The sequence below is a fragment of the Bacillus proteolyticus genome (assembly GCF_001884065.1).
GTDB classification, from domain to species: domain Bacteria; phylum Bacillota; class Bacilli; order Bacillales; family Bacillaceae_G; genus Bacillus_A; species Bacillus_A proteolyticus.
Map to the genome: position 1 here is coordinate 15,347 of NZ_MACH01000160.1, position 23,886 is coordinate 39,232.

At 35.8% G+C, this 23,886-nt stretch carries 15 protein-coding genes and 5 pseudogenes; 13 read left to right on the plus strand and 7 right to left on the minus strand.

Annotation, left to right across the window (positions count from 1 at the left end):
• Position 1 precedes the first annotated feature (1 nt).
• From BAQ49_RS29320 to BAQ49_RS29330, 3 genes are all read left to right on the plus strand, one after another.
• Complete coding sequence (locus BAQ49_RS29320; RefSeq protein ID WP_208610862.1) at positions 2–298, plus strand: DUF2798 domain-containing protein; 297 nt, start codon at positions 2–4, stop codon at positions 296–298.
• Between the two features lie 160 nt (positions 299–458).
• Positions 459–1,340: a sigma-70 family RNA polymerase sigma factor gene (locus BAQ49_RS29325; protein ID WP_071748185.1), complete on the plus strand. Its 882-nt coding sequence runs from the start codon at positions 459–461 to the stop codon at positions 1,338–1,340.
• A 172-nt stretch (positions 1,341–1,512) separates the two neighbouring features.
• Positions 1,513–2,943 carry an IS4 family transposase gene (locus tag BAQ49_RS29330; RefSeq protein ID WP_071748161.1) on the plus strand — a complete coding sequence of 477 codons (1,431 nt, stop codon included), beginning with the start codon at positions 1,513–1,515 and terminating at the stop codon, positions 2,941–2,943.
• Positions 2,944–3,389: 446 nt separating this feature from the next.
• Here the strand turns inward: BAQ49_RS29330 and BAQ49_RS29335 are convergent, their stop codons facing one another.
• On the minus strand, positions 3,390–4,094 hold the full coding sequence (locus BAQ49_RS29335) for an anthrax toxin lethal factor-related metalloendopeptidase (protein WP_071748162.1): 705 nt from the start codon (positions 4,092–4,094) through the stop codon (positions 3,390–3,392).
• Between the two features lie 298 nt (positions 4,095–4,392).
• Positions 4,393–4,887, minus strand: a complete 495-nt coding sequence (locus tag BAQ49_RS29340; protein WP_071748163.1) for a DUF2716 domain-containing protein — start codon at positions 4,885–4,887, stop codon at positions 4,393–4,395.
• A gap of 766 nt (positions 4,888–5,653) precedes the next feature.
• Between BAQ49_RS29340 and BAQ49_RS29350 the strand changes: the two genes are divergently transcribed.
• The 3 genes from BAQ49_RS29350 to BAQ49_RS33795 all read left to right on the plus strand — a co-directional run bounded on the left by BAQ49_RS29350 (position 5,654) and on the right by BAQ49_RS33795 (position 7,798).
• A complete protein-coding gene (locus tag BAQ49_RS29350) occupies positions 5,654–7,243 on the plus strand; it encodes a hypothetical protein (protein ID WP_165616089.1) in 1,590 nt (529 codons plus the stop codon).
• Positions 7,244–7,537: 294 nt separating this feature from the next.
• Positions 7,538–7,708 carry a hypothetical protein gene (locus BAQ49_RS29355; protein WP_244159150.1) on the plus strand — a complete coding sequence of 57 codons (171 nt, stop codon included), beginning with the start codon at positions 7,538–7,540 and terminating at the stop codon, positions 7,706–7,708.
• A gap of 9 nt (positions 7,709–7,717) precedes the next feature.
• Entirely contained in the window at positions 7,718–7,798 is an 81-nt protein-coding gene (locus BAQ49_RS33795; protein ID WP_244159152.1) for an SEC-C metal-binding domain-containing protein, read from the plus strand.
• Positions 7,799–8,105: 307 nt separating this feature from the next.
• Here the strand turns inward: BAQ49_RS33795 and BAQ49_RS29360 are convergent.
• From BAQ49_RS29360 to BAQ49_RS29375, 4 genes and pseudogenes are all read right to left on the minus strand, one after another.
• Positions 8,106–8,974: pseudogene (locus tag BAQ49_RS29360) on the minus strand (DUF421 domain-containing protein).
• 20 nt (positions 8,975–8,994) lie between these two features.
• A pseudogene (locus BAQ49_RS29365) lies at positions 8,995–9,186 on the minus strand (DUF1657 domain-containing protein); the annotation flags it as partial.
• Between the two features lie 258 nt (positions 9,187–9,444).
• Complete coding sequence (locus BAQ49_RS29370) at positions 9,445–9,624, minus strand: small acid-soluble spore protein H (RefSeq protein ID WP_071748166.1); 180 nt, start codon at positions 9,622–9,624, stop codon at positions 9,445–9,447.
• 243 nt (positions 9,625–9,867) lie between these two features.
• A pseudogene (locus BAQ49_RS29375) lies at positions 9,868–10,227 on the minus strand (DDE-type integrase/transposase/recombinase); the annotation flags it as partial.
• 61 nt (positions 10,228–10,288) lie between these two features.
• On the opposite strand from BAQ49_RS29375, the pseudogene BAQ49_RS32600 reads away from it, so the two are divergent.
• The 5 genes and pseudogenes from BAQ49_RS32600 to BAQ49_RS34375 all read left to right on the plus strand — a co-directional run.
• A pseudogene (locus BAQ49_RS32600) lies at positions 10,289–10,378 on the plus strand (deoxyribose-phosphate aldolase); the annotation flags it as partial.
• 81 nt (positions 10,379–10,459) lie between these two features.
• Positions 10,460–10,714: a hypothetical protein gene (locus tag BAQ49_RS29385; RefSeq protein WP_071748167.1), complete on the plus strand. Its 255-nt coding sequence runs from the start codon at positions 10,460–10,462 to the stop codon at positions 10,712–10,714.
• A gap of 66 nt (positions 10,715–10,780) precedes the next feature.
• On the plus strand, positions 10,781–11,947 hold the full coding sequence (locus BAQ49_RS29390; protein ID WP_071748168.1) for a serine hydrolase domain-containing protein: 1,167 nt from the start codon (positions 10,781–10,783) through the stop codon (positions 11,945–11,947).
• Positions 11,948–12,040: 93 nt separating this feature from the next.
• Entirely contained in the window at positions 12,041–14,125 is a 2,085-nt protein-coding gene (locus BAQ49_RS29395) for a serine hydrolase domain-containing protein (RefSeq protein WP_071748169.1), read from the plus strand.
• 225 nt (positions 14,126–14,350) lie between these two features.
• A pseudogene (locus BAQ49_RS34375) lies at positions 14,351–14,662 on the plus strand (hypothetical protein); the annotation flags it as partial.
• A 241-nt stretch (positions 14,663–14,903) separates the two neighbouring features.
• Here the strand turns inward: BAQ49_RS34375 and BAQ49_RS29410 are convergent.
• On the minus strand, positions 14,904–15,344 hold the full coding sequence (locus BAQ49_RS29410) for a DDE-type integrase/transposase/recombinase (protein WP_084667609.1): 441 nt from the start codon (positions 15,342–15,344) through the stop codon (positions 14,904–14,906).
• A gap of 467 nt (positions 15,345–15,811) precedes the next feature.
• Between BAQ49_RS29410 and BAQ49_RS29415 the strand changes: the two genes are divergently transcribed.
• Both BAQ49_RS29415 and BAQ49_RS29420 read left to right on the plus strand, forming a co-directional pair.
• Positions 15,812–16,789, plus strand: coding sequence for a SagB/ThcOx family dehydrogenase (locus BAQ49_RS29415; protein WP_071748172.1), 978 nt, complete (start codon positions 15,812–15,814; stop codon positions 16,787–16,789).
• 32 nt (positions 16,790–16,821) lie between these two features.
• On the plus strand, positions 16,822–23,832 hold the full coding sequence (locus BAQ49_RS29420) for a non-ribosomal peptide synthetase (protein WP_071748173.1): 7,011 nt from the start codon (positions 16,822–16,824) through the stop codon (positions 23,830–23,832).
• Positions 23,833–23,886: the final 54 nt, after the last annotated feature.

Below are 23,886 nucleotides of genomic sequence, written 5' to 3' on the forward strand. Positions count from 1 at the left end.
AATGATCACCCCATTAACAAAGGCGGTTATTGTTGTGAAGATAAATAAAAAATATGAACCTATTATTCTTACTATTCTAACAGGGCTTTGTACCTCTGGTTTCATATCATTTGTACTTGTTTCTATAAACATAGGATATAACCCTACATTTCTTATTCATTGGCCACAAATGTGGGGAGAGGCCTTTATTAGCTCCATACCTTGTGCTTATTATTTTCCGAGAATTATAAGGAAATTTATGAACCTATTCACATTTGTAGAAAAGGAGAAATCATTTGAAAGGGTAATAAAAGATTAATAATGAAATCACTAAAGTTAAAGCATATGTATATAAAATGGTTGTTCATCGTTGTATGAAGTTCAGAGGGATAATATAATGATATGTATCTTTAATGTTCATTAGACTGAGGGATGTACAATTACTAAAGATGAAAGGGATGGCAAGTATACTACGAGAATTGGATTTAGAAGACTTATATAAAGAATATAAGAAATATTACTTTTCGATAGCATATTACTTACTTGGCTCCATAGGAGCTGCTGAAGATATTGTTCAAGATGTTTTTGTAAAGCTAATAGAACATGAAAAGACTAATAATGAAATCACCGATGTTAAGGCATATATAAATAAAATGGTTGTTAATCGTTGCATGAATGAGTTGAAATCTAGTAGAAAAAAGAAAGAATCTTATATAGGGATTTGGTTACCGGAACCCATATTGCAGGAATTGAATGGTGAACCTCTTGAAAGGACGATTCAATCGGATCAACTAAGTTATTCATATTTGGTTCTTATGGAGAGCCTTTCACCCAGAGAAAGAACGGCATACGTTCTAAGAAATGCTCTGGGACTACAACATAGTGAGATTTCTGAAATCATTCAAACTACAGAAATCAATAGCCGTAAAATATTGAGTAGAGCTCAGAGAAAAATAAAATCGGGGCAAAGTGAAAGTAAATCAGCCATGCCATCAAGTCTAAAGAATGAATATATAACACAATTTAAATATGCGTTATCAAATGGAGATATTCAGGTAATAACCAATTTGCTATCTAATGATATCACACTTACTTCTGATGGTGGCGGACAGGTAAGAGCAGCAATTAATGTTATTGAGGGTAAACAGCGTGTTTCTGCACTTATTTCGGGTATTGTATATAAATTTTTTTCAGATAAAATGGTCAATATCGCTATAGTAAATAATCAACAAGGTATAGTTGTTACGCAAAATGGAAAATTAACGGGTATTTTTTGTTTTGAGTGGAATTCTGAAACCTATAAAATTAATCGGATATTTTATGTAGTAAATCCAGATAAGCTAAAATATACTACCTTGTGAATCCAATGGGACGTGTAATACGGAAATATCGGGTATAGATTATAATAACATTTTAATATCGACTGATATAGGGAGCACGTCCTATTACCATCAAGCTGTAAAATTGTATACATAAAATAAAAGAAACGCTATTCTTTTTGTAGAAATATACAGAAAGGGTGGCGTTTTTGGTATGAATCTATCGATTTCTGACGAATTACAATTATTTTCTAAAGAATTACAGCAACATATATCACCACAGGCTCTGGATCAGTTAGCCAGAAAAGTCGGATTTGTTCAACGAAAAAGTAAATACCGCGCACAAGATTTAGTAGCCTTATGTGTTTGGTTAAGTCAAAACATAGCTCATACTTCATTGACACAATTATGTAGTCGATTAGAAGCTAACACAGGTATTTCTATGAGTCCTGAAGGACTCAATCAACGTTTTAATTCTCAGGCTGTACAGTTTTTACAACAACTCTTAGCACATTTACTTCATCAACAATTTTGTTCTTCTAGCAAAATTCCAACTTTGTATACAAACTATTTTCGGCGTATTCGTGTATTGGATTCTACACATTTTCAGGTTCCAGATAAATTCACTTCTACATATCAAGGTTCAGGTGGTAGTGGTCAAAATGCTGGGGTGAAAATTCAACTAGAGTATGACTTACTAAGTGGTCAGTTTCTACATGTTCATGTAGGATCAGGAAAGCACAATGATAAAACGTATGGTTCTACTTGTTTAACGTCTCTTCAACCGAACGATGTATGTATACGTGATTTAGGGTACTTCGATTTAAAGGACCTACATACGATAGACAAGAGTAATGCTTATTTTATTTCAAGATTAAAGCTCAATACACGTATATATCAGAAGAATAAAGAGCCTGAATACTTTCAAAATGGAACAATAAAAAAGCACTCTGAGTACATCCAATTAGATATGGAGCAATTCATTGACCAATTACAGTCAGGTGAAACATATGAAATCCCTGAGATTTATATTGGGATGTATCAAAGGCTTCCTGCAAGACTAATTCTGTATAAATTAACTGAAACGCAAATGAAACGTAGACAAAAGGATTTAGCATCTAAAGAACATAAGAAGCAAATTACTTATGCAGAACGTAGTAAACGGCTTAGTGCGATTAATTTTTATATTACAAATATCCCTTCGGAATACCTACCAAAAGAACAAGTATATGATTTTTACTCTTTACGGTGGCAAATTGAACTTATCTTTAAAACATGGAAGTCATTTTTTCGTATTCATCACTGTAATTCTGTAAAATTAGAACGATTAGAGTGTCATTTATACGGACAGTTAATTAGTATTCTCCTTTGTTGCTCCACTATGTTTCAAATGCGCCAATTACTCCTCATCAAGAAGAAACGAGAGTTGAGTGAATATAAAGCGATTTATATCATCAAAGATTATTTTCCACTTCTTTATCAAGCGTTACAAAAAGACATCCAAGAGATATCAAAGATACTACTTCGTTTGCTCAATCTTCTACAGAAAAATGGGCGAAAATCCCATAGGTATGAGAAGAAAACAGTCTTTGATATCTTAGGTATCGTATACAACTTTTCTATGTCTCACAATCATGTAGCATAATCCAAAAAATTGAAACCCGATAGGGTTTATTTGGTATGCAAATCTTTAAAGAACTTACACTGGATCTTTAGAAAAAAGAAAAATTTCATTTGAAATTAAACTTATGTAAGCTTAGCTTGATGGGCATGGGGTATTTGTATTTCTTAGCTTGATAGCGATGGAGCGTGCCCCCTTTTAGAACAAAAAAATAGGATTCCCCTGGCCAGGAAAATCCTATTATATACCTTGAAATTATAAAAAAAAAATATCGCAAATAAATTATTTTATCAAGTGAAAATCACTGATCACAGCTTTTTTCGTACAAATATTGACACCTAGCAAGCGTTAAATGGATAAAAAGACTTTTCTTTAATTGGCTCAAAAAAGAAGGAATTCTTGCCGTACTCCTTTTTGAATTCCGTTTCTATAACTTAGGAATCCCATGATTATGGAAAAATTCTATAATTCTACTTATTTGAATGCTTTTCCGATGGGATATTCCGCTGCAACTCATTAATAAATTTATAAGTTAATGGAGCTTTTTCTTCTAACTCAGCCTTCGTGTCTGGACCAGCATAAAAATAGGCAAAGGCTTCGGCGAAATATTCTTCCTTGTAATCGAAATATGGATTGTCATTAAAATCATCATGCTCCAAAGCGTGAATTTTAGTAAACTCATCCGAATAACTAATATTGTCAAATACATAACGATCAATGGAATGGGCTGTTTCATGCAGCTCAAGGCTTACAGAATTATGCATCTTTTTATAGCTGTAACCGATTCGAGCAACAACTGTTTGCCCACCTGCACCTGGCACATCATCCCACGTATATGGAGTATGTTCCCATCCCCTTGGAACGGTTCCCCTTAAATATTCATACTCCGGCAAATCAGTAAGAGGGAAATTAATCAGTTTAACCTGAACTCCCTGTTTATGCATGGTGATCAATATATTAGTTGGGATGCTCCAGAGACGATCAACCATATTTTGGGTCTCTTCATGATCAAATTCACCCTTTGTTTCAACCGTCACAACCCTTTCAAGAACATTGTTCATTTTAAGTGATTGGGTAGTTCCGGATTCTCCAAATGCAGCAGTAGAAAATGAGAATGTTAAAACTGTGGTCAATAATAACGCGGAAAGTGCTTTTTTCAATAAAATCCTTTTCATAAGCTCCTCCTAAATTTAGTATATTATAGTTAAATATTCGAAAATTAATTCTTTTTCCCTTTATGGGATACGACGCATGCCCATAAACTTAAGAAAACAAATCCACCCCAAAACGAAAAAATGAGCTTTTTTATTACAAATTAGGACAAAATCTCGTTCTGGGAGAGTTGTATTTTCTTAGCTTGATAGCAATGGGGTACCGCCAGCATTTTGGAAAAAAAACATGCTAAGCAAAAAATAAAATAAGCTACCCATTTGGACAGCTCATTTACATAATTCTCGATATGGGAAGTGAAATTTATACTTTTTCATTGGTCTTTTTTAATCTACTAGCCCTTAATTCTTTGAAATTCTTGATTAATTCTTCTCCGAAAATATAAATAACTTTTTCCCATGGATGCCCTAAATAACCCCACTTAAAGTCTTTTTGCAAAAAGAAATAATAATCCCCATCCGGAAAAAATGGGATTTTCCATTGATGATCATCTTCGTTTAGATTTAAATTTAAACTAGGATTCATCCAGTAGCCAGCATGCTGCCAATCTAACGCATATATATATTCATGTTTCTCGGTACATAAAATAAGAGCTTCTAATAATATATGATCAAAAATATAATCATCGTCATCAGTCCATTTTCCTTCAAAATAATTAGGTAAATCATAAGTAATATATGGACAAGAAAATTTAAATGATTGGTCACCATCTATATTAGGATTAAAAGCAAATTCATCATAAAATCTATCCCAAACATTCTCATATTCTTGTTCATTTAACAAAATCCATTCTTTCAAACTCCGTACCTACTTTCTAATATTATTATATAATTAAAATACCACGATGAAATTGTATATTCTATTCATTGCTAATTTACATAACACATTATTATCAGTAGTAAGGACAAGGAGGAACCCCCACTCTCATAAGGGAACCTCCTTTTTTGTTCTATGGATCTATGCGTTTTTTTATACATTCCTATCCTGGTGCGGTTTTAGAGTTCTTGTTTGTTATTCGATTAGCCGAAAAACTGTATAAAATCTTGCATGCTCTTAACGTAGGGTTTTTCCAAAATGCTGGCGGTAACCCTGTATATTTCTACAAAAAGAATAGCGTTTTTTCGTTTTATGGATACATTTTTTTAGCATGATGGCGATGTATGGTAACCCCTATTAGATGATTTACTATCTCAATTAATCATTGGAGATACATTGGTTGTTGCAAGTTGGTGCATATGGAGATGAATGATTGTAAATACTTAAAGATGTAGTACATACAATTAAAACACTTCTAAAGAAAGTTGGATTGCTGAATGATTTTTTACAACATAATGCAACAGAAAGTTTTTCGAACTGTAGTTTTGGATACAGGTGGTATGATATATCGACTTCCTACAGAGATTATTACGCTATCAGAAAATAAGTCCTTGTATCACCGGTTTAAGCTTTTTATAGTAGTTGGGTTATTAAAAATATGAAACGATTTTTTTTCATAATCAGTTTACTATTGGTATTGTCTACTATCGCATGTCCTATCAAGGCGGAAACAAATACTGTTCCTATTATGAAAGAAAGTAATGAGAGTATAAAACAAAAAAGAGGAACAAGTTCATTAAGCCATATCAATGTACCGAATAGACCTCCGAAGAATCCCTTCTTAGTAGATGGACTATCTGGGCTCTCTCATTGGGATCCTGCCCAGACGGATTCAACTGTGGTTCCAGGTCCTTCTGGAATCAAGAAAATTCCTAAAAAAAAGATTCAGCGCATTCCTGGTGGTTTAATCAATATCTGCTATGTGAGTGGTCCGGTATATCCTACAGGGGAACAGACTATTTGGTTGGCAAACAATAATCGTATTGCCAAAGTTCTGATTGATGATGAGCAATTTAAATTAATTTCCGAGTTCAAGATTCCTGGTCAGTCGTATTTATCACCCCAAGATGCTGATGCAGTAACGGATAAGTTAGATAGTTTTGAAAGTGAGAACGAGTTATTGGCTTACATCAATAAGAACTTCCCTAAATATGCGGAAAATATTGCTGTTCGTGCCGGAGTGTATCCGATGATGGATTATGAAGGGAATTTTTATACCGTTGTGAATGATAGCATTATGGTTTTTGGAGACAAACATTCGTATGATCCATTTTCGAAAATTGAATTAAAACGGAAATTTACACTGCCAAAGGAGTTATTAAATCCAAACATGAAAGATGCATTATTAGGATTGAATCTTACTTATGACGGCCAAGTTGTTTTTGTAACAGGAGGCGGTGTAGTTGGGGTTATTGATCGCTATTTCAAAGAGCAAGTACAGTATATTAAGCTGAGTGGGGAAACTATTTCAAATTCCTTTTCTCTTGATGAAAAAGGTGGTATTTACGTGGTATCCAGTAAATATATGCACAAATTTGTCTGGAATGGTAAGAAGCTCAGTGATAATCCAAAGGATGGGGCCTGGAAATCGGAGTATGAAGTGGGAAAAGCAGCAGGTGGTATAAAACTTGATGTAGGATCAGGATCTACTCCGACTCTTATGGGATTTGGTGATGACAAAGATAAACTTGTCGTCATCACGGATGGTTCCAAAGTAATGAACATTGTTGCTTTTTGGCGTGATGAAATTCCAACAGATTTTAAGCAGCAGTCTGGAACAAAGTCTCGTCGTATCGCCGGACAGATGAAAGTGAACTTCGGACAGAATAATTTGAAAGAAGCACAGTCAGAACAATCGGTGGCTATATTGGGGTATGGTGCTTTTGTAGTCAATAACAGTCTTCCTGATAAACTTCCGACAAAGCTTGAAAACGTTGTTGTTTCTGGGGTGACGCGACAAGGGCCAAAAGGAGTAGAAAAATTCGAGTGGGATTTTAAGAAGAATGAGTGGAAAAGAGCATGGGCGAATCCAGATGTGAGTTCTCCATCGGTAGTGCCTATGGTAAGTGCGGGTAGTAATCAAGCTTATTTCAATGGTTACGTTGATGGAGCTTGGGAGATTACTGGACTCGACTGGGATACAGGAAAGGTTAAAACGCGCCTAATCTTAGGAGGCAGTCAAGCATATAATGGAGCTTATTCCTTGATTCAGGTTTTGCCAGATGGTGATATTGTTTACGGAGGTTTAACCGGATATCTGAGAATCAATGCCAAATAAATAAAATAAAATAAAAAATTATTGTGGAGTCGTTTATTTAATAAGTAAATAAAAAGGGTAAGCCTTTTTGTTGCTGCTGATAGTGATGGATTATGTTGACTCGATATGAATAAGATATTGGAGTATGACACCCCAAAGAACATATGTAAGTAAATTCTAAATTAGAATAATATATGTTTGTATTTGTAATGGATACATACTTCCTTAACGTATAATTTTCTTTTTTAGATAATGTGTCCCCATCTAGAATCCAAATACGACCAAAATATGCTGAAAAAGAAGAAGGAAACCACCATGTACCCATTAGGTTCGAAAGAATGTCCAATGATTGTAAAAGTGTCGTCTAAAGAAAGAGCTGAAAAGATAGCTACCATTTGTGCTACGCATGATTTCGACTACATCATGGGTTTAGAATTCAATGAGGATATATCGGGTTTAAAGAAAACAATCAAAGATTACAAATAACCGGCAAATATTTATGAGAATTGTTCCTGTAATAGCGGGAAAAAATATAAGTTTTGTTGTATGAACAAAGAAATTGAGTTGGATATATAAAACCGAGATACTCCCATTTTTTCGATTTGGGAGTATCTCGGTTTTGTTAGCTTGATGGCGATGTGACACTATCCCAATAATGAGTATCACAATTTTCTTCTTATTTTATCCAAAATAAAATATGTATATTGTTTTATAAAAAACAATTATTTACGACGCCTTCCCTTTGCTTTTTTACGCTGATTTGTATGACTATATTTTTTTATTGTTTTCATTTGCTAAAATCTACAAAGATGTCAGAGTGTTGGGAAATCCTAAAGGTTTTTCCGACACTCTGAGAAAAGGATGCTTGTGAGAACGTCCTTTTTTATTCTTTTAGAAGGTAGGTTACCTTGTTTAAAATAGCTTCAATTTGTTGTGCATTTTTACTATACATTTCACTTGCCGTTTTTGATTTCGTTTCTAAAGAAAATAGTTCAAGATCAGCATGGCATTTTTTTAAAGATGCTAATAATAAAGGTTTGTTTTGAGGAAAAGGCATTTGAAGTTTATCATTATAAATGTCGATAGTAAGATGTCCGTATGAATCAACTTGACCGAGAAAGACATTTTCAATGACAACACCGAGTTTTTCTAGTTCAGCATGTAACCAAGCGCGGTTATGCCCACTAGCTGAAAGAGGTTCATCTAGTACATTTCCATCCATAATAACAGTTTGTGGTTCCTTTTCATTTGGTACTTTCAAGCCAATATTTTTTGCTGTAAGTGGTTGAGATTCTTTCTTTAATAATACATTTAATTCTCCGCTTGGTTCTAAGACGGCAAATTCTACTTCGGGTATACTAAAGGCTCCGTTTCCTCTGAGAAGTTCAAGTAATTCATCACTGGTATACTTTTCTTTCTTTAAATTATCCTCAAGTATTTTGCCATCCTTTATTAAAACTGTAGACTTACCTTCAAAGAAATCTCTCGCGGCTTTGTTTTTTAAGGAAAGAATTCCTATGAAAAAAGTACCGAAGCGAAAATAAGTATGGCCAAGACGCCATGGAAAATTTTTTGGTCTAGCCCTGTAGATACTTGAGCGGCGATACCACCGATTGTCATTCCAGCTACGTACTCGAAAAAGGAAAGTTGAGAGATTTGCCTTTTCCCTAAACATTTTGTGATAGTAAATAAAACAATTAATCTGAATACAGAACGGAGAATGACAAGCGTCCATTCGGGTAGGTGAGACATAGTAATTTCCCCCAGTCTACTTAAAACCCTTTATATTGAGGTTCTTCACGTTCTAATACGGAAGCTCTATCCTTTAAATCAGCAATGACGCTGTCCATTTCTCACATACATTCATGAAACACACGTTTTACCTCTTCATCTTTTGAATTTAATGAAAGGGAACTTAAGCTTGCTTGAGCGCCTCTTAAACTAGCGAGGCATGTTTTTACATTTTTACTGGTGCCGTTGGAGGTACATTGTTATCACTAATTTAAATAAGTCATTTATTTAGTAAAAAATACCATGATTTGGTAGTTTTTTTGCTACTTTTTTAAAGAGGATTATAACCATCAATCAAAAATGTTTTTTTATCCTTATTAACCTAATTAGCTAGAAAAAAATAGAAAATAAGATTACTCAAACATACAAACACCATTGTAAGCAGTGCTTGTATCTTTGAGTAATTATTTATTGAGGTAACATGTAACCAATTAATGTTCTATTAAGTTGGATAAAGGAATTTCTTGTTCATTCTTGGGTTCATTAAGAGGATAAATTCTAGCTGTTTCATTATTTTCAGCTACATGTTGAATATAAATTGGAACTCCATTATACGTTACATTAACCATGACTGGTGAAGCGGCAATCTCTTGTGCTCTTTGTTTGTTCATTATAATGACCTCCTTTTGATTTGTAACAGTTATAATATTTACTTCAAACTACTTAAGTATTCTTATTACTCAATAATAAGTAAACAGGGAGCTAGTTTTAATTACGGTTACTTGACTAACGAAGACAACGGTTAGATTTTGATTTCCTAGTTGGTGGCGGGATTAGTTTATGTAGAAAGTAAATGTTTTAAATTTTATAGCTAAGCCTTTTCTATACTTAAATATTTCTAGCAGAATTTTATTTTATGCTGTTAGTCCAAACAATTGATGGATGAATTTTTTCTGGTTTTGAACAGACTGATCTCGTAAATCAATCTGTTCTTTTATAATCATATGCATGGCTTCAACACTACTCAATATAGAGATTGCTGTTTTAAATGACTTTAATCCTAACATAGAACGAACTCGTCTTTTAATAAACCGGTGGTCTTGTTCCATAATGTTATTAAGATATTTTACCTGCCTTATTTGGATGCCTACGGGTATCTTTTTCTCTTTCTTCAACTTTTCAATTGCCATAGGATAGGATGGGTTCTTGTCTACTGTGATAACGCGAGATTTACAAATATGAGAAGCAGCCAAGCGCTTTTTTAAGAAAGCCTTGGGTTTCTAAGCCTCGTGTAATAACTGCCCAGATTATCCCATCGCTATCCAAGAGTTAAAAGAAGAAAAAGTTCGTGCTTGTGAATTATCTGTAAAAGCTGGTGCTGATTTTGTAAAAACTTCAACTGGATTCTCAACTGGTGGAGTAACATATATTTACTGGACTTTCCGGCACAGATGCTCCTTCTATCCTATTATAGAAGCTATTTTGAACGTAAGTAATTTGTAAGAAATGGGTAAGAAAAAAGAAATTTCCATTGTGTATGATAAAAATATAAAGAGGCGTGAAAGGCGGAACAGATATGACTTATATATGAAAAACAAACTAGTAACAAGAGTGTTTCAAGGAAAAGAAGTAATTTCTGTGGTTAACAAATATGTGGAAAAAGAGGGATTTACCCAGGACAGAATGACATTTGTAAAAATAATAATTATGAAGATGATTACGAATTCAATGTTGGCCTTTTGTCATTGGTGGAGAGGGTAGCCGTGTGGTTAATACGAAATAGCAAGCCACCACCTATACAATATGAATAGAGGAGAGGAATGCCCTATGAAAACACGTAGTCAAATTACATTTGCAAGTCTTGCCCTTTTAATAGCTGGAAGTTCCCTGTTATACACAACGCCAACCTTAATTGTAAAAGCAGAACCTACTCAAAGTGTATCTAGTTCGTTACAAACAAGTACTCAACAAGATCGTAATTCTGTCAAGCAAGCAATGCGGGATACATTGCAAGTTGGATTCCCGGGGATACTTGCTAAAACTTCTGAGGGTGGAAAAACATGGAGTTATGCCGCTGGGGTAGCGGATCTGAGCAGCAAGAAACCAATGAAAACAGATTTTCGCTTTCGCATTGGTAGCGTGACGAAGACGTTCACTGCAACAGTTGTACTTCAATTAGCCGGAGAGAACCGCTTGAATCTAGACGACTCTATTGAAAAATGGTTGCCTGGTGTCATTCAAGGAAACGGATATGATGATAAACAGATTACTATCCGGCAATTATTGAACCACACAAGTGGTATCGCTGAATACACAAGGTCAAAAGACTTTAATCTTATGGACACTAAAAAATCGTATACGGCTGAAGAACTAGTAAAGATGGGGAATTCTCTTCCACCAGACTTTGCTCCAGGAAAGGGCTGGTCTTATTCAAACACAGGATACGTATTACTGGGTATCCTTATTGAAAAAGTAACTGGAAACAGCTATGCGGAAGAGATTGAAAATCGGATTATTGAACCGCTTGAATTGTCGAATACATTCCTACCTGGCAATTCAAGCGTGATTCCAGGCACCAAGCATGCCCGTGGATATGTTCAACCAGACGGAGCAAGTGAGCTAAAAGACGTTACTTATTACAACCCAAGTATGGGTAGCTCGGCTGGAGATATGATTTCTACTGCGGACGACTTAAACAAATTCTTCTCTTACTTACTTGGAGGTAAATTACTGAAAGAACAGCAACTAAAACAAATGCTTACTACAGTTCCTACAGGAGAAGCTGAACTCGGGAGATATGGTCTTGGAATCTATGAAACTAAGCTTCCAAACGGTGTCTCAATATGGGGACACGGAGGTAGTATTCCAGGGTTTGTTACTTTTGTTGGAGGCACACTGGGAGGCAAGCATACATTGGCCGTCAATTTGAACTGCCTTAAAGCTGATAGTCCTGATCCTTTTAAAAATATTTTACTTGCTGAATTTAGCAAGTAGGCCAAAAGGAAGAACGGATAAATTGTATCATATTTTCATGGTTAAACAAATAAATGATGAAATCGATCACTTATCTAAGGAGGAAATTCCCTCATGAAAAATAAGCTAACTGGTGTGTTAGCCGCTTCATTAGCGCTAACTATGATCCTACCAACAGGTGCGAAAGCATTTTCTGACAGTAAGACTACAGTTGTATCTAACGAAGAAGTAGCTAGCCAAGAACTGAAGAAGATTGCAGCAGAGAAGGCTGAGCTACTCACGAAGTCCCATGGGACGACTAGCGTGCAGTATGCGCTAATTGATAATGGCAAACTTACTTTGTCGGGGCAGGCTGGAAAGAACGATATGGAAGGGGAACAGCCGCTAACCAAAGATACTCTATACGGTATTGGTTCAGTCAGTAAAATGTATGCAACAGCGGCTGTAATGAAATTGGTCGACGAAGGAAAAGTCGATTTGGATGCCCCTGTCGTCAACTATGTTCCTGATTTTAAGATGAAAGATGGGCGATACAAACGCATTACCCCGCGTATGTTGTTGAATCACTCCTCTGGCTTGCAAGGTTCCACGTTAAGTAATGCATTTTTATTTAACGATAATGATACCTATTCCCATGATTTCTTGTTGCAGCAATTGTCCAACCAGAGCCTGAAAGCAGACCCTGGCGCGTTCTCGGTATACTGCAATGATGGCTTTACGCTGGCCGAAATTTTGGTGGAAAGAGTCAGCGGTATGAGCTTTACCGAATTTCTACATCAACGGTTTACAGAACCCTTAAAGATGAATCATACAAGAACGCCGCAGGACAAATGGAGAGATGAAAAGCGGGCTGGACTTTATTTTCCGGCGTACCAAGGGCAGCTTCCAATTGAATCGGTGAATGTGATTGGTACGGGAGGGATCTCTTCCACGGCAGAAGATATGGTGCGATTCTCACAATTATTTATGGGACAGGGAAAAGGGATCCTCTCTGATAAGGTAGTCAAGGCGATGGAGCAAGAGGAATATAAAAAAGGAATGTGGCCGGGGGATGGAGATAATATTTTTAACTATGGTCTTGGCTGGGATAGTGTGAAACTATACCCATTCAGTGAATATGGGATAAAAGGCTTGGCTAAGGGCGGCGACACGGCACTGCAACATGCTATACTGGTCGTGCTTCCGGAACAGAAAATGGCAGCAGCTGTGTTGTCATCCGGTGGACGAAGCTCAACAAATCAACTGCTGGCAACTGAATTGCTGCTCGCCTTGCTTAAAGAGAAGGGTACAATTAAGAACATCAAGCCGAATAAATCTTTTGGCAAGCCGGTCAAGGTCAAGATGCCTCAAGACGTGGCAAAGAAAGCGGGCTTTTATGGCAATAGCGAAACTCATTTCAAAATTGAAATTACGAATAATGGAGAGCTGTTCTTACCATCTAATCGAGAAGAAAAATATGTATATACTGCGGATGGAAGCTTTATTAATGAGAAGGGTACTTCTAAGCTCAACTTCGTCACCGAGAAGAATGGAAGAATTTATTTGAGGGAGAGCACATATAAATCGACACCAGACTTAGGGCAAGGTGCGATGACTCACTATTTAGCCGAGAAACTAGAAGACAATGTGCTATCGAAGAAAACCGCTGCCGCATGGGCGAAGCGGGAAGGTGTCAAGTTCTATCTCGTGAATGAAAAATTTAGTTCTATTGAATATCTCGTACAACCGAAACTTATTACCACACAAATTACTCGTAAGGAAGGTCTGGCGGGCTATTGGGAGGGCAGAAAAATTACAGGTCCGAACACCGCGACGCATCAGCTCCAGATTCCCGTGATGAATGGCCGTGATACGACGGAAACGCATTTCTATACAGAAGGCGGCAATGAATATATGGAAATGGCCGGGTTGTTATACGTAAGTGGAACCAACGTAAAACCACTTGATGCAGGCCAATCATCCAAAGTTACGCTGCAAGCAAATGGGCATGCTAAATGGTTTACGATCCCGCAAGCGGCAGCAGGGAAAAGGATGACTGTGACATTGCCATCAAAGGGTGCGTTCGCGGTGTATGATGAGAATGGAGTATGCGTCAACTTTACCATCGTGAGCGGCAATAACAAAGTAAAACTGCCGAAGAACGGAACGGTAGTAATTGCTGGGGCACCGAACTCAGAATTTGCAATTACGTTGAACTAGGTACAATTCAAGATGGACTTCAACAAAACCAGTACGACATAGGAACGGTGTTTTGCTGGTTTTGTTTGTATTTACGTATTATCTTTAAGAAGAGAATTTCAAAGAATAATATCCCGCTCAAACTCTGCAAAAACAGCTATCATACCAATTCTGGGCAATCATTTGCTCCATTAATCTTCTTGATGTAAATACGTTCGCAGCCGGTATTTTGATGTACAAGCCCTATATGATACAGGAATTATCCGAGGTGTTTCAGCTACTAAGTTTACCCCATATGGCAAACTCACACGTCAACAGGCTGCACTTATGTTAGAACGAACTCTAGAATATTTAGGTGTAGAAAAAGAGTCAACTATAGGGCCCTACCACATCCCCATCAAGCTAATATTTTGGAGTACCCCCAAAACGAAAAAACAAGCCATTTTCTGTCAAAAATACACGGAATTTTCATACTGGGGGTTTTATAAAATTCTTAAATTGATGGCTATGTATGGTGACCCCGTTTATTTAGATATAGGTTTCATCAACTCTCCATGAGTCTAAAGGTGGTGCTGTTTTACATTGGAAAGATGGGAGTGACAAAAAAGGACTCCTTTTAACAGGTGATATTATTCAAGTCGATGCAGATCGTCAGTGGGTAAGTTTTATTAGATAAAACAAGAAAAATTGAATTTATTCAATCTTATTTGTTTAACTATAGATAGGATTATATGAGTGAAAAGGGTTCTGTTGCAAAGTTTCAACAGCATAAACAGGTGTTGATAAATGGTGGAACCATTTAGGCAGTGATTAATAATTTGTGTAATTCATTATACGCTGAAAAACCGAAGTCTGAGCCAAGACTTCGGTTTCTTTTATATAGAGCATGAATGGTTTCGATTCCTTTTATCGTACGTGAAGCATGCCGAAGGTTTTGAAATCCTGCGGATTTGGCAAAACGCCTCTTGACATGCCTATGATCCTGTTCGATGAGATTGTTCAAATGTTTGATTGTACAATGCGTTGTATTTGAATAAAAACCTTGTTTTCTTAATTTCTTAAATGCGCAAAGTAATGCCGGCGCTTTGTCTGTTATTAGAGCCGTTGGTTCGCCAAATGTTTTCACTAATCTTTTCATAAATCTATAAGCAGCCTGATAATCACGTTCTTTTAAAATTTCAGAGACATCACGATAACTTAAAGAAAAACGACAGTAGTAGCCGACGGCTACCAAAATAATATCTTTCTTGAACTGTTTTCATCGCACTTGTGTTTCGCCTTACTCTTTTTGTAGAGTGTAGTCTCATTTAGAAAAATTTGCAACAGAACCTCTTAATTTATATGTAATAAATCTCATTTTAAAGCTTTATTGCTATAACAAATAAAACTTTCTCAATATTATTTTGTTTAATAACTATATTCATCTGCTTTCCAATCCATTACAATAATTTCACATTGAAAATACATGAATATTCCCAATGTTTTAAAAGGTTTATATTTTATGGGATTACTCAGGAAAAGGATGTGAAATGCTCAATAAAAAATAGTGTTTTATGATGAAATAAAAGATTTTAAAGAAAAAAAGTTATTTTATTATCCTCAGGCGGTCTTGAAGTACATGCATTCATAGTTGCTATGGGACAAGAAATACAATCTAAAATTTTGTGGATTGGAAGTAAAATAAGTTAATCATTTATGGAGGGGAATATGAGCGAGCAAATTTATTACTGGTCTCCTATTAAGCATTGGGAGAAGTTGCATAATGAAGTTTTGATAGGAGAAACGAGATTTACAGGCGTTTTATCTGAGTGGTTTCCTGAGTTTTATTTTTTGACTCAAAAAGGTGTGACGATTAACGAGCTAGTAGATCGTTTTTCGTTAGGAAATGAAGAAGAGACACAAAAAATAATAGAACTTATGATCAAAAATCGTGTGTTAGTAAGTAACATATTACATCCAAGAGAAGTATTTTCCACACAAGAAAAAATTTTTCCGAATCCATATAGCAATAAGATTCGCTTTTCTAAAGAGGACTTAGATAAGTATATTAGTGAACAATTAAATCGAACGCACCATGCTGCGCGGTCAGCCGAAATTCAACTTGAAACAACAAATGAGTTACCCACAATAATCAAGGAGCGTAGGTCTTGTCGCCAATTTGATATGAAAAAACATATTAGTTTTTCAGAATTTTCCCAATTCATATCCACTCTAAAACAGGTTAAAGAAGAAAAAATAAACTATCATTACGCAAGTGCAGGCGGGCTCTATCCTATTGATATCTTTGTTTATATAAAACCAAAACGTATAGAAGGTATGAAAGCTGGTTTTTATTATTTTAACCCATCAAAGAATAGTCTTGTGATTGTAAACAATATTGATCAAGTAATCAAAAGTGATCATGAGTTAATTAACCAGGAGTTATTTACTCAGTCTGCCTTTTCAGTTTATTTAGTATATAATGCGAGCGCTTCCATACCGAAATACGGTTCAGATGGATATTTATTTGCTTGTATTGAGTCAGGCATCATCACTGCTACCTTAAATATGGTAGCTGAGACATTAAATTTAGGAGTTTGTTCCGTTGGTCATATGAAATTTGAAGAGATTCAGCGCTTTTTAAGTTTAGATAACCATCAAGTATTTCTCCATGGGCTTGAAGTTGGCTTAAAAGTTAACGAATAGATGAAATGAATATTAGGGGGCTAAAGATAAAAATGCACATTAAAGATCGAACTTCAATTCATGAGAATAAAAGGATAGAAACGTTTTGGAAGGAGCAATTATCTTCCGAGGTTCTCGATTTTTCTTTATTTAATAGTGGTTATCAATTGAATAAAGACAATCCGTGCGACCATATTCAAGTCATTATGGATTCAGAGCTTAGTCAAATTATACAAAAAGAAAGTAAGTCACAGGATATACTTTTATTTAGCTGGTTACAGACAACTTTAAGGGTTTGCTTGGCACATTATACAGATCAAGAAAGGATTACAATTGGGGTTCCTGTAATTGGAAAAAATGATGAACAAAGGAAAAATCATAATAATTTGCTTCCTATAGGAAGTGAAATCCAACCGAATCACTCTTTTAAGCAAGTGGTAGATCAAGTTGAACAAACGACTTTATTTGGGTATGACAATCAGAGTTATCCACTCTCTGAATTATTAGCGAAACACCATTTAACTCCTTTTCAAATCGTTATTGGGATGGAAGGATTGCATAATAAAAATTCGCTAGAAGAATATGCAGAGAATAATTTATCCATCTGGATACGGAGAAAATGGAATGAAATACATAATGAATTTGAATTTCAAATCTCTTTCAAGTCTCATTCATTCTCTTCTTTGCAACAGTTTGCAAATTCTTATCTTTATGTTCTAAAGCAAGTATCAAAAAATCCGAATCTGGCGGTGAAAGATATTTGTATTATTTCAGAAGAAGAGAAAGAGTTGCTAGAAGAATTGAATCAAGGTCAGACGGGCATAGACTTGTCTCAAACATTTCAAGATTTGTTTGAAGAGCAAGTGTTAAAAACCCCAGATCAAATTGCTGTTGTTTGTAATGATCAATCTTTGACATATAGAGAATTGAATAAGAAAGCACATCAATTGGCTTCTATTCTTCAAAGTAAAGGTGTATCGAAAGAAAGTATTATTGGGGTTATGGTAGATCGGTCATTGGAAATGATCATTGGCATGATGGGAATTTTAAAATCAGGGGCAGCTTATCTACCAATCGACCCTCACTATCCAAGTGAACGAATTGAATATATGTTACAAGATAGTCAAGCAAAATGTTTACTGAGCAAGCGAACAGAGGTAGAATTACCGCAATTTGCTGGTGAAGTGCTATATCTTGATGAAGAACATCACTTCCAAGGTGAAGAATGCAATTTAGTTCGAGAAAGTGATCCTAATGATTTAGCTTATGTTATTTACACATCAGGATCAACAGGTAATCCAAAAGGCGTAATGGTGGAACAGAAATCTCTTGTCCATTTTTTAAGTGTTATGAGAGACAAAGTAAAAGATAATCAGTCGTTCTTGTTTCTTGCTAGTGTTTCTTTTGATATTTCCTTGTTAGAAATATGTCTGCCTTTAACGCAAGGTTCGAAAGTAGTCATTGCTACAGAGGACCAGTTTGCAACAAAAGAATTGGCTCATTTGGTCAAAGAACATAAAGTGGATTTATGGGAATCAACGCCATCGCGAATGGAAGTGATTTTGAGTGATCCAGAAGGGGCAAATTTTCTAAAAGATTTAAAATCCATTTTGTTAGCAGGAGAAGCGTTTTCCATTGATTTGGTAGAAAAAATTCGATGTATCAGTGAAGCGACAATTTTAAATATCTATGGTCCTACAGAAACGACCATTTGTGCAGCAGTAAAAGATTTGAGCTCTGCCAAAGAAGTGACGATTGGAAATCCCAATCCCAATTATCGTTCCTATATATTGAATAAGTATGGTCAATTAAAGCCATTTGGGATACCGGGTGAGCTCTGCATTGCTGGCGTTGCGGTAGCCCGAGGGTATCTTGGTAAACCTAAACTGACAGATGAAAAATTTGTACCGAATTCTTTTGCGACAGGAGAAATGATGTATCATACGGGTGATCTCGTTCGTTGGTTGCCTAATGGCGAATTTGAATATCTAGGTCGAATGGATCATCAAGTGAAAATTCGAGGGTATCGGATTGAATTAAGAGAAATCGAAACTCAGTTAAGGGAATATCCAGAGATAAACCAAGCTATCGTTGTTGATCAGGTATATGGAAACAGGAAATTATTAGCCGCTTACTATGTATCGGATAATAAGGTCCCTTTTGGTGAGCTTAGAAAATATTTAAGCAATAAATTACCTGAGTTTATGATTCCTGAAAAAATGATTCAGGTGGAAGAGGTTCCGTTGAATCCAAATGGGAAAGTAGATCGGAAAAGATTATTGGATATAACGCAAACGGAGTATTTATCAATTCCATACGTTGCCCCGCGCAATGAAATTGAACAAAAATTGGTGCATGCATGGGAAAAAGTTATAGAGATTGAGGGAATCGGTATTCATGATAATTTTTTTGCTTTAAAAGGAGAATCGATTAAAGCACTACAGATAATTAATTTATTAAGAAAAGACTGTTTGAAAATAAGTACAACAGATTTTTTCAAACATCCTACGATTGCTCAGCTTAGTTCTTGTGTAGAGGCAGAGCATACAGAGGAAAACTTTGAAAATATACCAACTCGTGTTAAAGATTTGTCTAAGCCATTTCCCTTAACAGAGGTTCAAACAGCTTACATGTTAGGACGGAATTCACAGTTTGAATTAAGTGGTATTTCACCTCAAACTTATTTTGAATATGAAACAAAATTGGATATCAACCGTATTTCCAAAAGTTTTCAAAAGGTAATTCATCGTCATCCAATGTTACGAGCTATGATCTTGCCAGAGGGAAAACAACAAATCTTACAAAGCGTTCCTGATTACGAGATTGAAATAGAAAGTCTCATTGATTTAGATGATGGGGAACAAAACGCTCACTTGCAAGAAGAACGCTCTCGAATGACTAACCATGTATTCCCTTTGGGGCAATGGCCTTTGTTTGAATTAAAAGCCTTTCTTTTAAAAGAAGACACGTATTTGTTATGTTTTCGATACGATGCTTTGTTAATGGACGGAGCAAGCATGAACATCGTTGGACATGATTTGTTTCATTATTATTACAAACCAGAGGAAAGATTAGAATCTCTATCTTTTGATTTTCAAGATTACATGTTTATCTATGATGAAATGGAGCAAAGCAAAGAATATAAAACAGCAATAGATTATTGGACAAGTAAGCTTCCTGACTTTCCGTTCGCACCTTCTTTGCTATTAAAAAAGGATCCGGCAGAGATTGCTACTCCTAAATTCCAATCACTTACTAAGATCCTGGACAATGAAAAATGGACAAAGTTACGGAAGTTAGCACAAGAGAAAGAAGTAACTCCTTCCGCTCTACTATGTACGATATATGGAGATGTGTTGGCATATTGGAGTAACCAACGTAAATTGGCTATTAACTTGACTGTATTTAACCGTTATCCTGTTCATGAAGAAGTAGAGCAGATTGTGGGAGATTTCACTTCGCTCATCTTGTTGGATGTTGATGTAAAACCAGAGCAATCTTTTTTTACTAGAGTAAAACAAACGCAATCTACTTTATTAGATGGCCTTGAACATCGGCATTACGATGGAGTTAACTTTATTCGAGATTTCACTCGATATCACCAAATGACGCCAAAAGCAGTTATGCCAATTGTTTTCACCTCGATGCTAGCAGGTGCGGGTGCTTTTGCTTGGGAACAACTTGGTTCTCTTCGCCATATTCATGCTCGGACTCCACAAGTGTATTTGGATAATGTGGTAATTGAAAAAAATGGAGAGTTATTAATTAGCTGGAACTATGTAGAAGAATTGTTTGATGTTGATGTAATAGAAGCAATGTTTTCCCAATTTGTTGACTTGTTGGAACAATTGGTGAAACAAAGTGACGTAACCTCTTTGCAAATGAAAGAATCGGATCAAACTTTAATTGAGCAATACAATCAGACAACAGAAAAAATACCTTCAACTACTCTGTATCAATTATTTACAGACCAAGTAAAGCGTACACCAGATGAAGTAGCAGTGGTCTTTGAACAAGAATGGTTAACTTACTCGGAGCTTCATAAGCGCTCCAATCAAGTTGCGCACTACTTGCAAAAACAAGGAATTGGTCTAGGTGACAAAGTTGGGATTTTGGCGCAGAGACGAGTTGACACAATTGCTAATATGATAGGGATTTTAAAAGCAGGTGCCGCTTATGTACCGATTGATCCCGACCATCCTTTAGATCGCCAAACATATATTTTAGAAAATAGCTCATGTAAACTTTTATTAGAACCTAGTCTTTATGAAGAAAATCACTTGTCATTATATACAACAGTAGATATTCCTGCCATTGCTGGTCCGGAAGATCTTGCCTATATTATCTACACTTCAGGAAGTACAGGAAAGCCAAAAGGAGTAATTATTACTCACCAAGCGGTTGCAAATACCATTCAAGATATTAATCAAAAATATCAGGTAAATGAAGATGATCGTATTATTGGTATCTCTTCCATGTGTTTTGACCTATCTGTATACGATATTTTCGGAACGTTAAGCACAGGTGCAATGTTGGTAATGATTCGTGATCCAAGAGACATGCAAGAATTAATCCGTACCGTCGAACGTAGAGGAATTACAATTTGGAATACAGTACCTGCAATCATGGATTTGGCATTGGAGCAAGTAGGCTCTCATTTTGAACATTCTTCCTTGCGTTTAGTTTTACATAGTGGAGATTGGATTCCACTCTCTTTACCAGAAAAAATAAAACGACATTTTCCGATTGCGGAAGTAGTTTCACTAGGAGGAGCAACAGAAGCATCGATTTGGTCAATTTATTATCCTGTCAAACAGGTGGAATCACAATGGAATAGTATTCCATATGGGATGCCTTTGGCAAACCAAACGTATTATGTGTTGAACTATGAAAAGAAAATGTGCCCTGTTGGTGTAATTGGGGATTTATATATTGGGGGAGTGGGCCTTGCTAAAGGATATTTAAATGATGAACAGAAAACGAATGAAGCATTTGTGTCACATCCGGATTTTGGTCTTATTTACAAGACAGGAGACTGTGGCAAAATGCATCCTGAAGGGTATATTGAATTTTTAGGACGCCAAGATCATCAAGTCAAAATTCAAGGATATCGAGTAGAGTTAGAAGAAATCGCCCATTGTCTTCTCACTTACAAACAAGTCGAACATGCTGTAGTGATTGATCAGACAGATGAGAATGGAATAAAATTTTTAGTCGCATATGTGGTAACTGAGCAAAATATTAGTACAACAGAACTACGAAAGCATTTGCGAGACTACTTGCCAGATTACATGATTCCTTCTTATTTTGTTTATTTGGAACAACTGCCCTTGACTCCAAACGGGAAATTAGATAGAAAAGCGCTCCCTGCTCCGGAGAAACAAAAAAATGAAGTATTTATTGCTCCAAAAACTGAAATGGAAAAAATATTAACTAATGTTTGGCAAGAAGTACTCAAAGTAGATCGGATTGGAGTAAATGATCATTTCTTTGCCTTAGGTGGAGATTCGATAAAAGCGATTCAAGTTTCCGTCAGACTGTATAGACAAGGATTTGAGCTAGAGCCAAAAAATCTATTTTCATTTCCTGTATTAGGAGACATGGTTCAATTTGTTAAAAAGCTAGACCATCTTTCAAGTTCACAAACAAATGATGTAAAGAAATTGAACGAAAATAAAGTTACATTACTAAAGGTTAAAGATAAACAACTTAATCAGCATACACTTACCAAAATACAAGAAAAAATACCGGGTATAAAAATAGAACGAATTTACCCATTGGCACCTTTCCAGGAAGTTATTTATGAACATGCTGCCACTGAACCTGATACAAATGCATATTTTGAACAAACAATTTGGACACTAAAGGGGGAGCTGGATATTGATCTCTTTATTCAGTGTTTCCAACAATTAGTTAATCGTCATGATTCTTTAAGAACGATTATTGTGCAAGATGAACAAGCACAACCTTGGCAAGCTGTTCTACATGATGTTCAAATGATTTCAGAGACAAAAAGCTTGATCGAGATGACGAAACAAGAGCAGCAAGAATTCCTAGACCAGTGGATAAATGAAAATTTAAGTCGAGGATTCAAAACCGATGAACTAATGACCCGTCTCTGTATATTCCAACTAGGGAATGACGAGCATAAGGTGGTTTGGAGTTCCCATCATCTATTATGTGATGGTTGGAGCGTCAGCATTTTGATAGACGAATTATTCCAACTCTACGAAACAATAAATGCGGGAACTACAGTGGAGTTACCTATGGTAAAACCTTTTGAAACATTCATAGACTGGACTTTAGCACAAGATCATGAAAAAGCACGTCATTTTTGGCGGGATTATTTATCAGGATACAATCAAAAAATTAGTATTCCTAAAAAGAAATTACCAACTCAAAGTGAAGGGTTAAATTTCACATTTATGGATTTAACATTAGATAAGGGTTTGACTAATCAGTTACAGACATTTGTGAATAAAAACAATACAACTATGAATTCGGCATTACTAGCTGTATGGGGAATATTGCTTGGCAAATACAACGGAATGAGAGAAGTAGTATTACCTAATCTAGTATCTGTCAGACCTCACGAAGTAGAAGGAATTGAAAATATGTTTGGTCTGTTCACAAATGTTTTGCCTATCCGACTAGCATGGACAGAAACGCAATCTTTTGTGGACTTTATGCAAAAAGTACAACTAGAAACATTGAAATGTAATGAGTATGCATACTATTCATTTGTTGAGATACAAAAACAAAGTGAAATGATGAATCAGCTTACCGACCATCTTTGGGTTTTTGAAAACTATCCAACTAACCAGGCTATTTTTTCTTCAAATGAAAACAGAAATTTTGCCATCACAGATTACCAAGTCGTTGATGAGCCACATGTAAAGTATGGAATTATGTGCTTCCCTGAAGAGCAACTTACAATAAAGTTTGGATATGATCAAACTGTATATGAAGCGGAGAAAATACAGGGAATATTGAATCATATCCATCAGTTAATCAACATAATTCTGCAAAATCCAACACAGGCAATCGGTGATTACAAATTATAAAAAATGAAAAGGCGAGTAAGAACTCGCCTTTTTAAATAGAATAGGAGTAAACAA

What these genes read in the sequence shown, in the direction of transcription:
- BAQ49_RS29320 (WP_208610862.1), top strand. Translation starts at nt 2, where the DNA reads ATGATCACCCCATTAACAAAGGCGGTTATTGTTGTGAAGATAAATAAA.
- BAQ49_RS29330 (WP_071748161.1), top strand. Translation starts at nt 1,513, where the DNA reads ATGAATCTATCGATTTCTGACGAATTACAATTATTTTCTAAAGAATTA.
- BAQ49_RS29335 (WP_071748162.1), bottom strand. Translation starts at nt 4,094, where the DNA reads ATGAAAAGGATTTTATTGAAAAAAGCACTTTCCGCGTTATTATTGACC.
- BAQ49_RS29350 (WP_165616089.1), top strand. Translation starts at nt 5,654, where the DNA reads ATGAAAGAAAGTAATGAGAGTATAAAACAAAAAAGAGGAACAAGTTCA.
- BAQ49_RS29355 (WP_244159150.1), top strand. Translation starts at nt 7,538, where the DNA reads ATGTACCCATTAGGTTCGAAAGAATGTCCAATGATTGTAAAAGTGTCG.
- BAQ49_RS29370 (WP_071748166.1), bottom strand. Translation starts at nt 9,624, where the DNA reads ATGAACAAACAAAGAGCACAAGAGATTGCCGCTTCACCAGTCATGGTT.
- BAQ49_RS29385 (WP_071748167.1), top strand. Translation starts at nt 10,460, where the DNA reads ATGGGTAAGAAAAAAGAAATTTCCATTGTGTATGATAAAAATATAAAG.
- BAQ49_RS29390 (WP_071748168.1), top strand. Translation starts at nt 10,781, where the DNA reads ATGAAAACACGTAGTCAAATTACATTTGCAAGTCTTGCCCTTTTAATA.
- BAQ49_RS29395 (WP_071748169.1), top strand. Translation starts at nt 12,041, where the DNA reads ATGAAAAATAAGCTAACTGGTGTGTTAGCCGCTTCATTAGCGCTAACT.
- BAQ49_RS29415 (WP_071748172.1), top strand. Translation starts at nt 15,812, where the DNA reads ATGAGCGAGCAAATTTATTACTGGTCTCCTATTAAGCATTGGGAGAAG.
- BAQ49_RS29420 (WP_071748173.1), top strand. Translation starts at nt 16,822, where the DNA reads ATGCACATTAAAGATCGAACTTCAATTCATGAGAATAAAAGGATAGAA.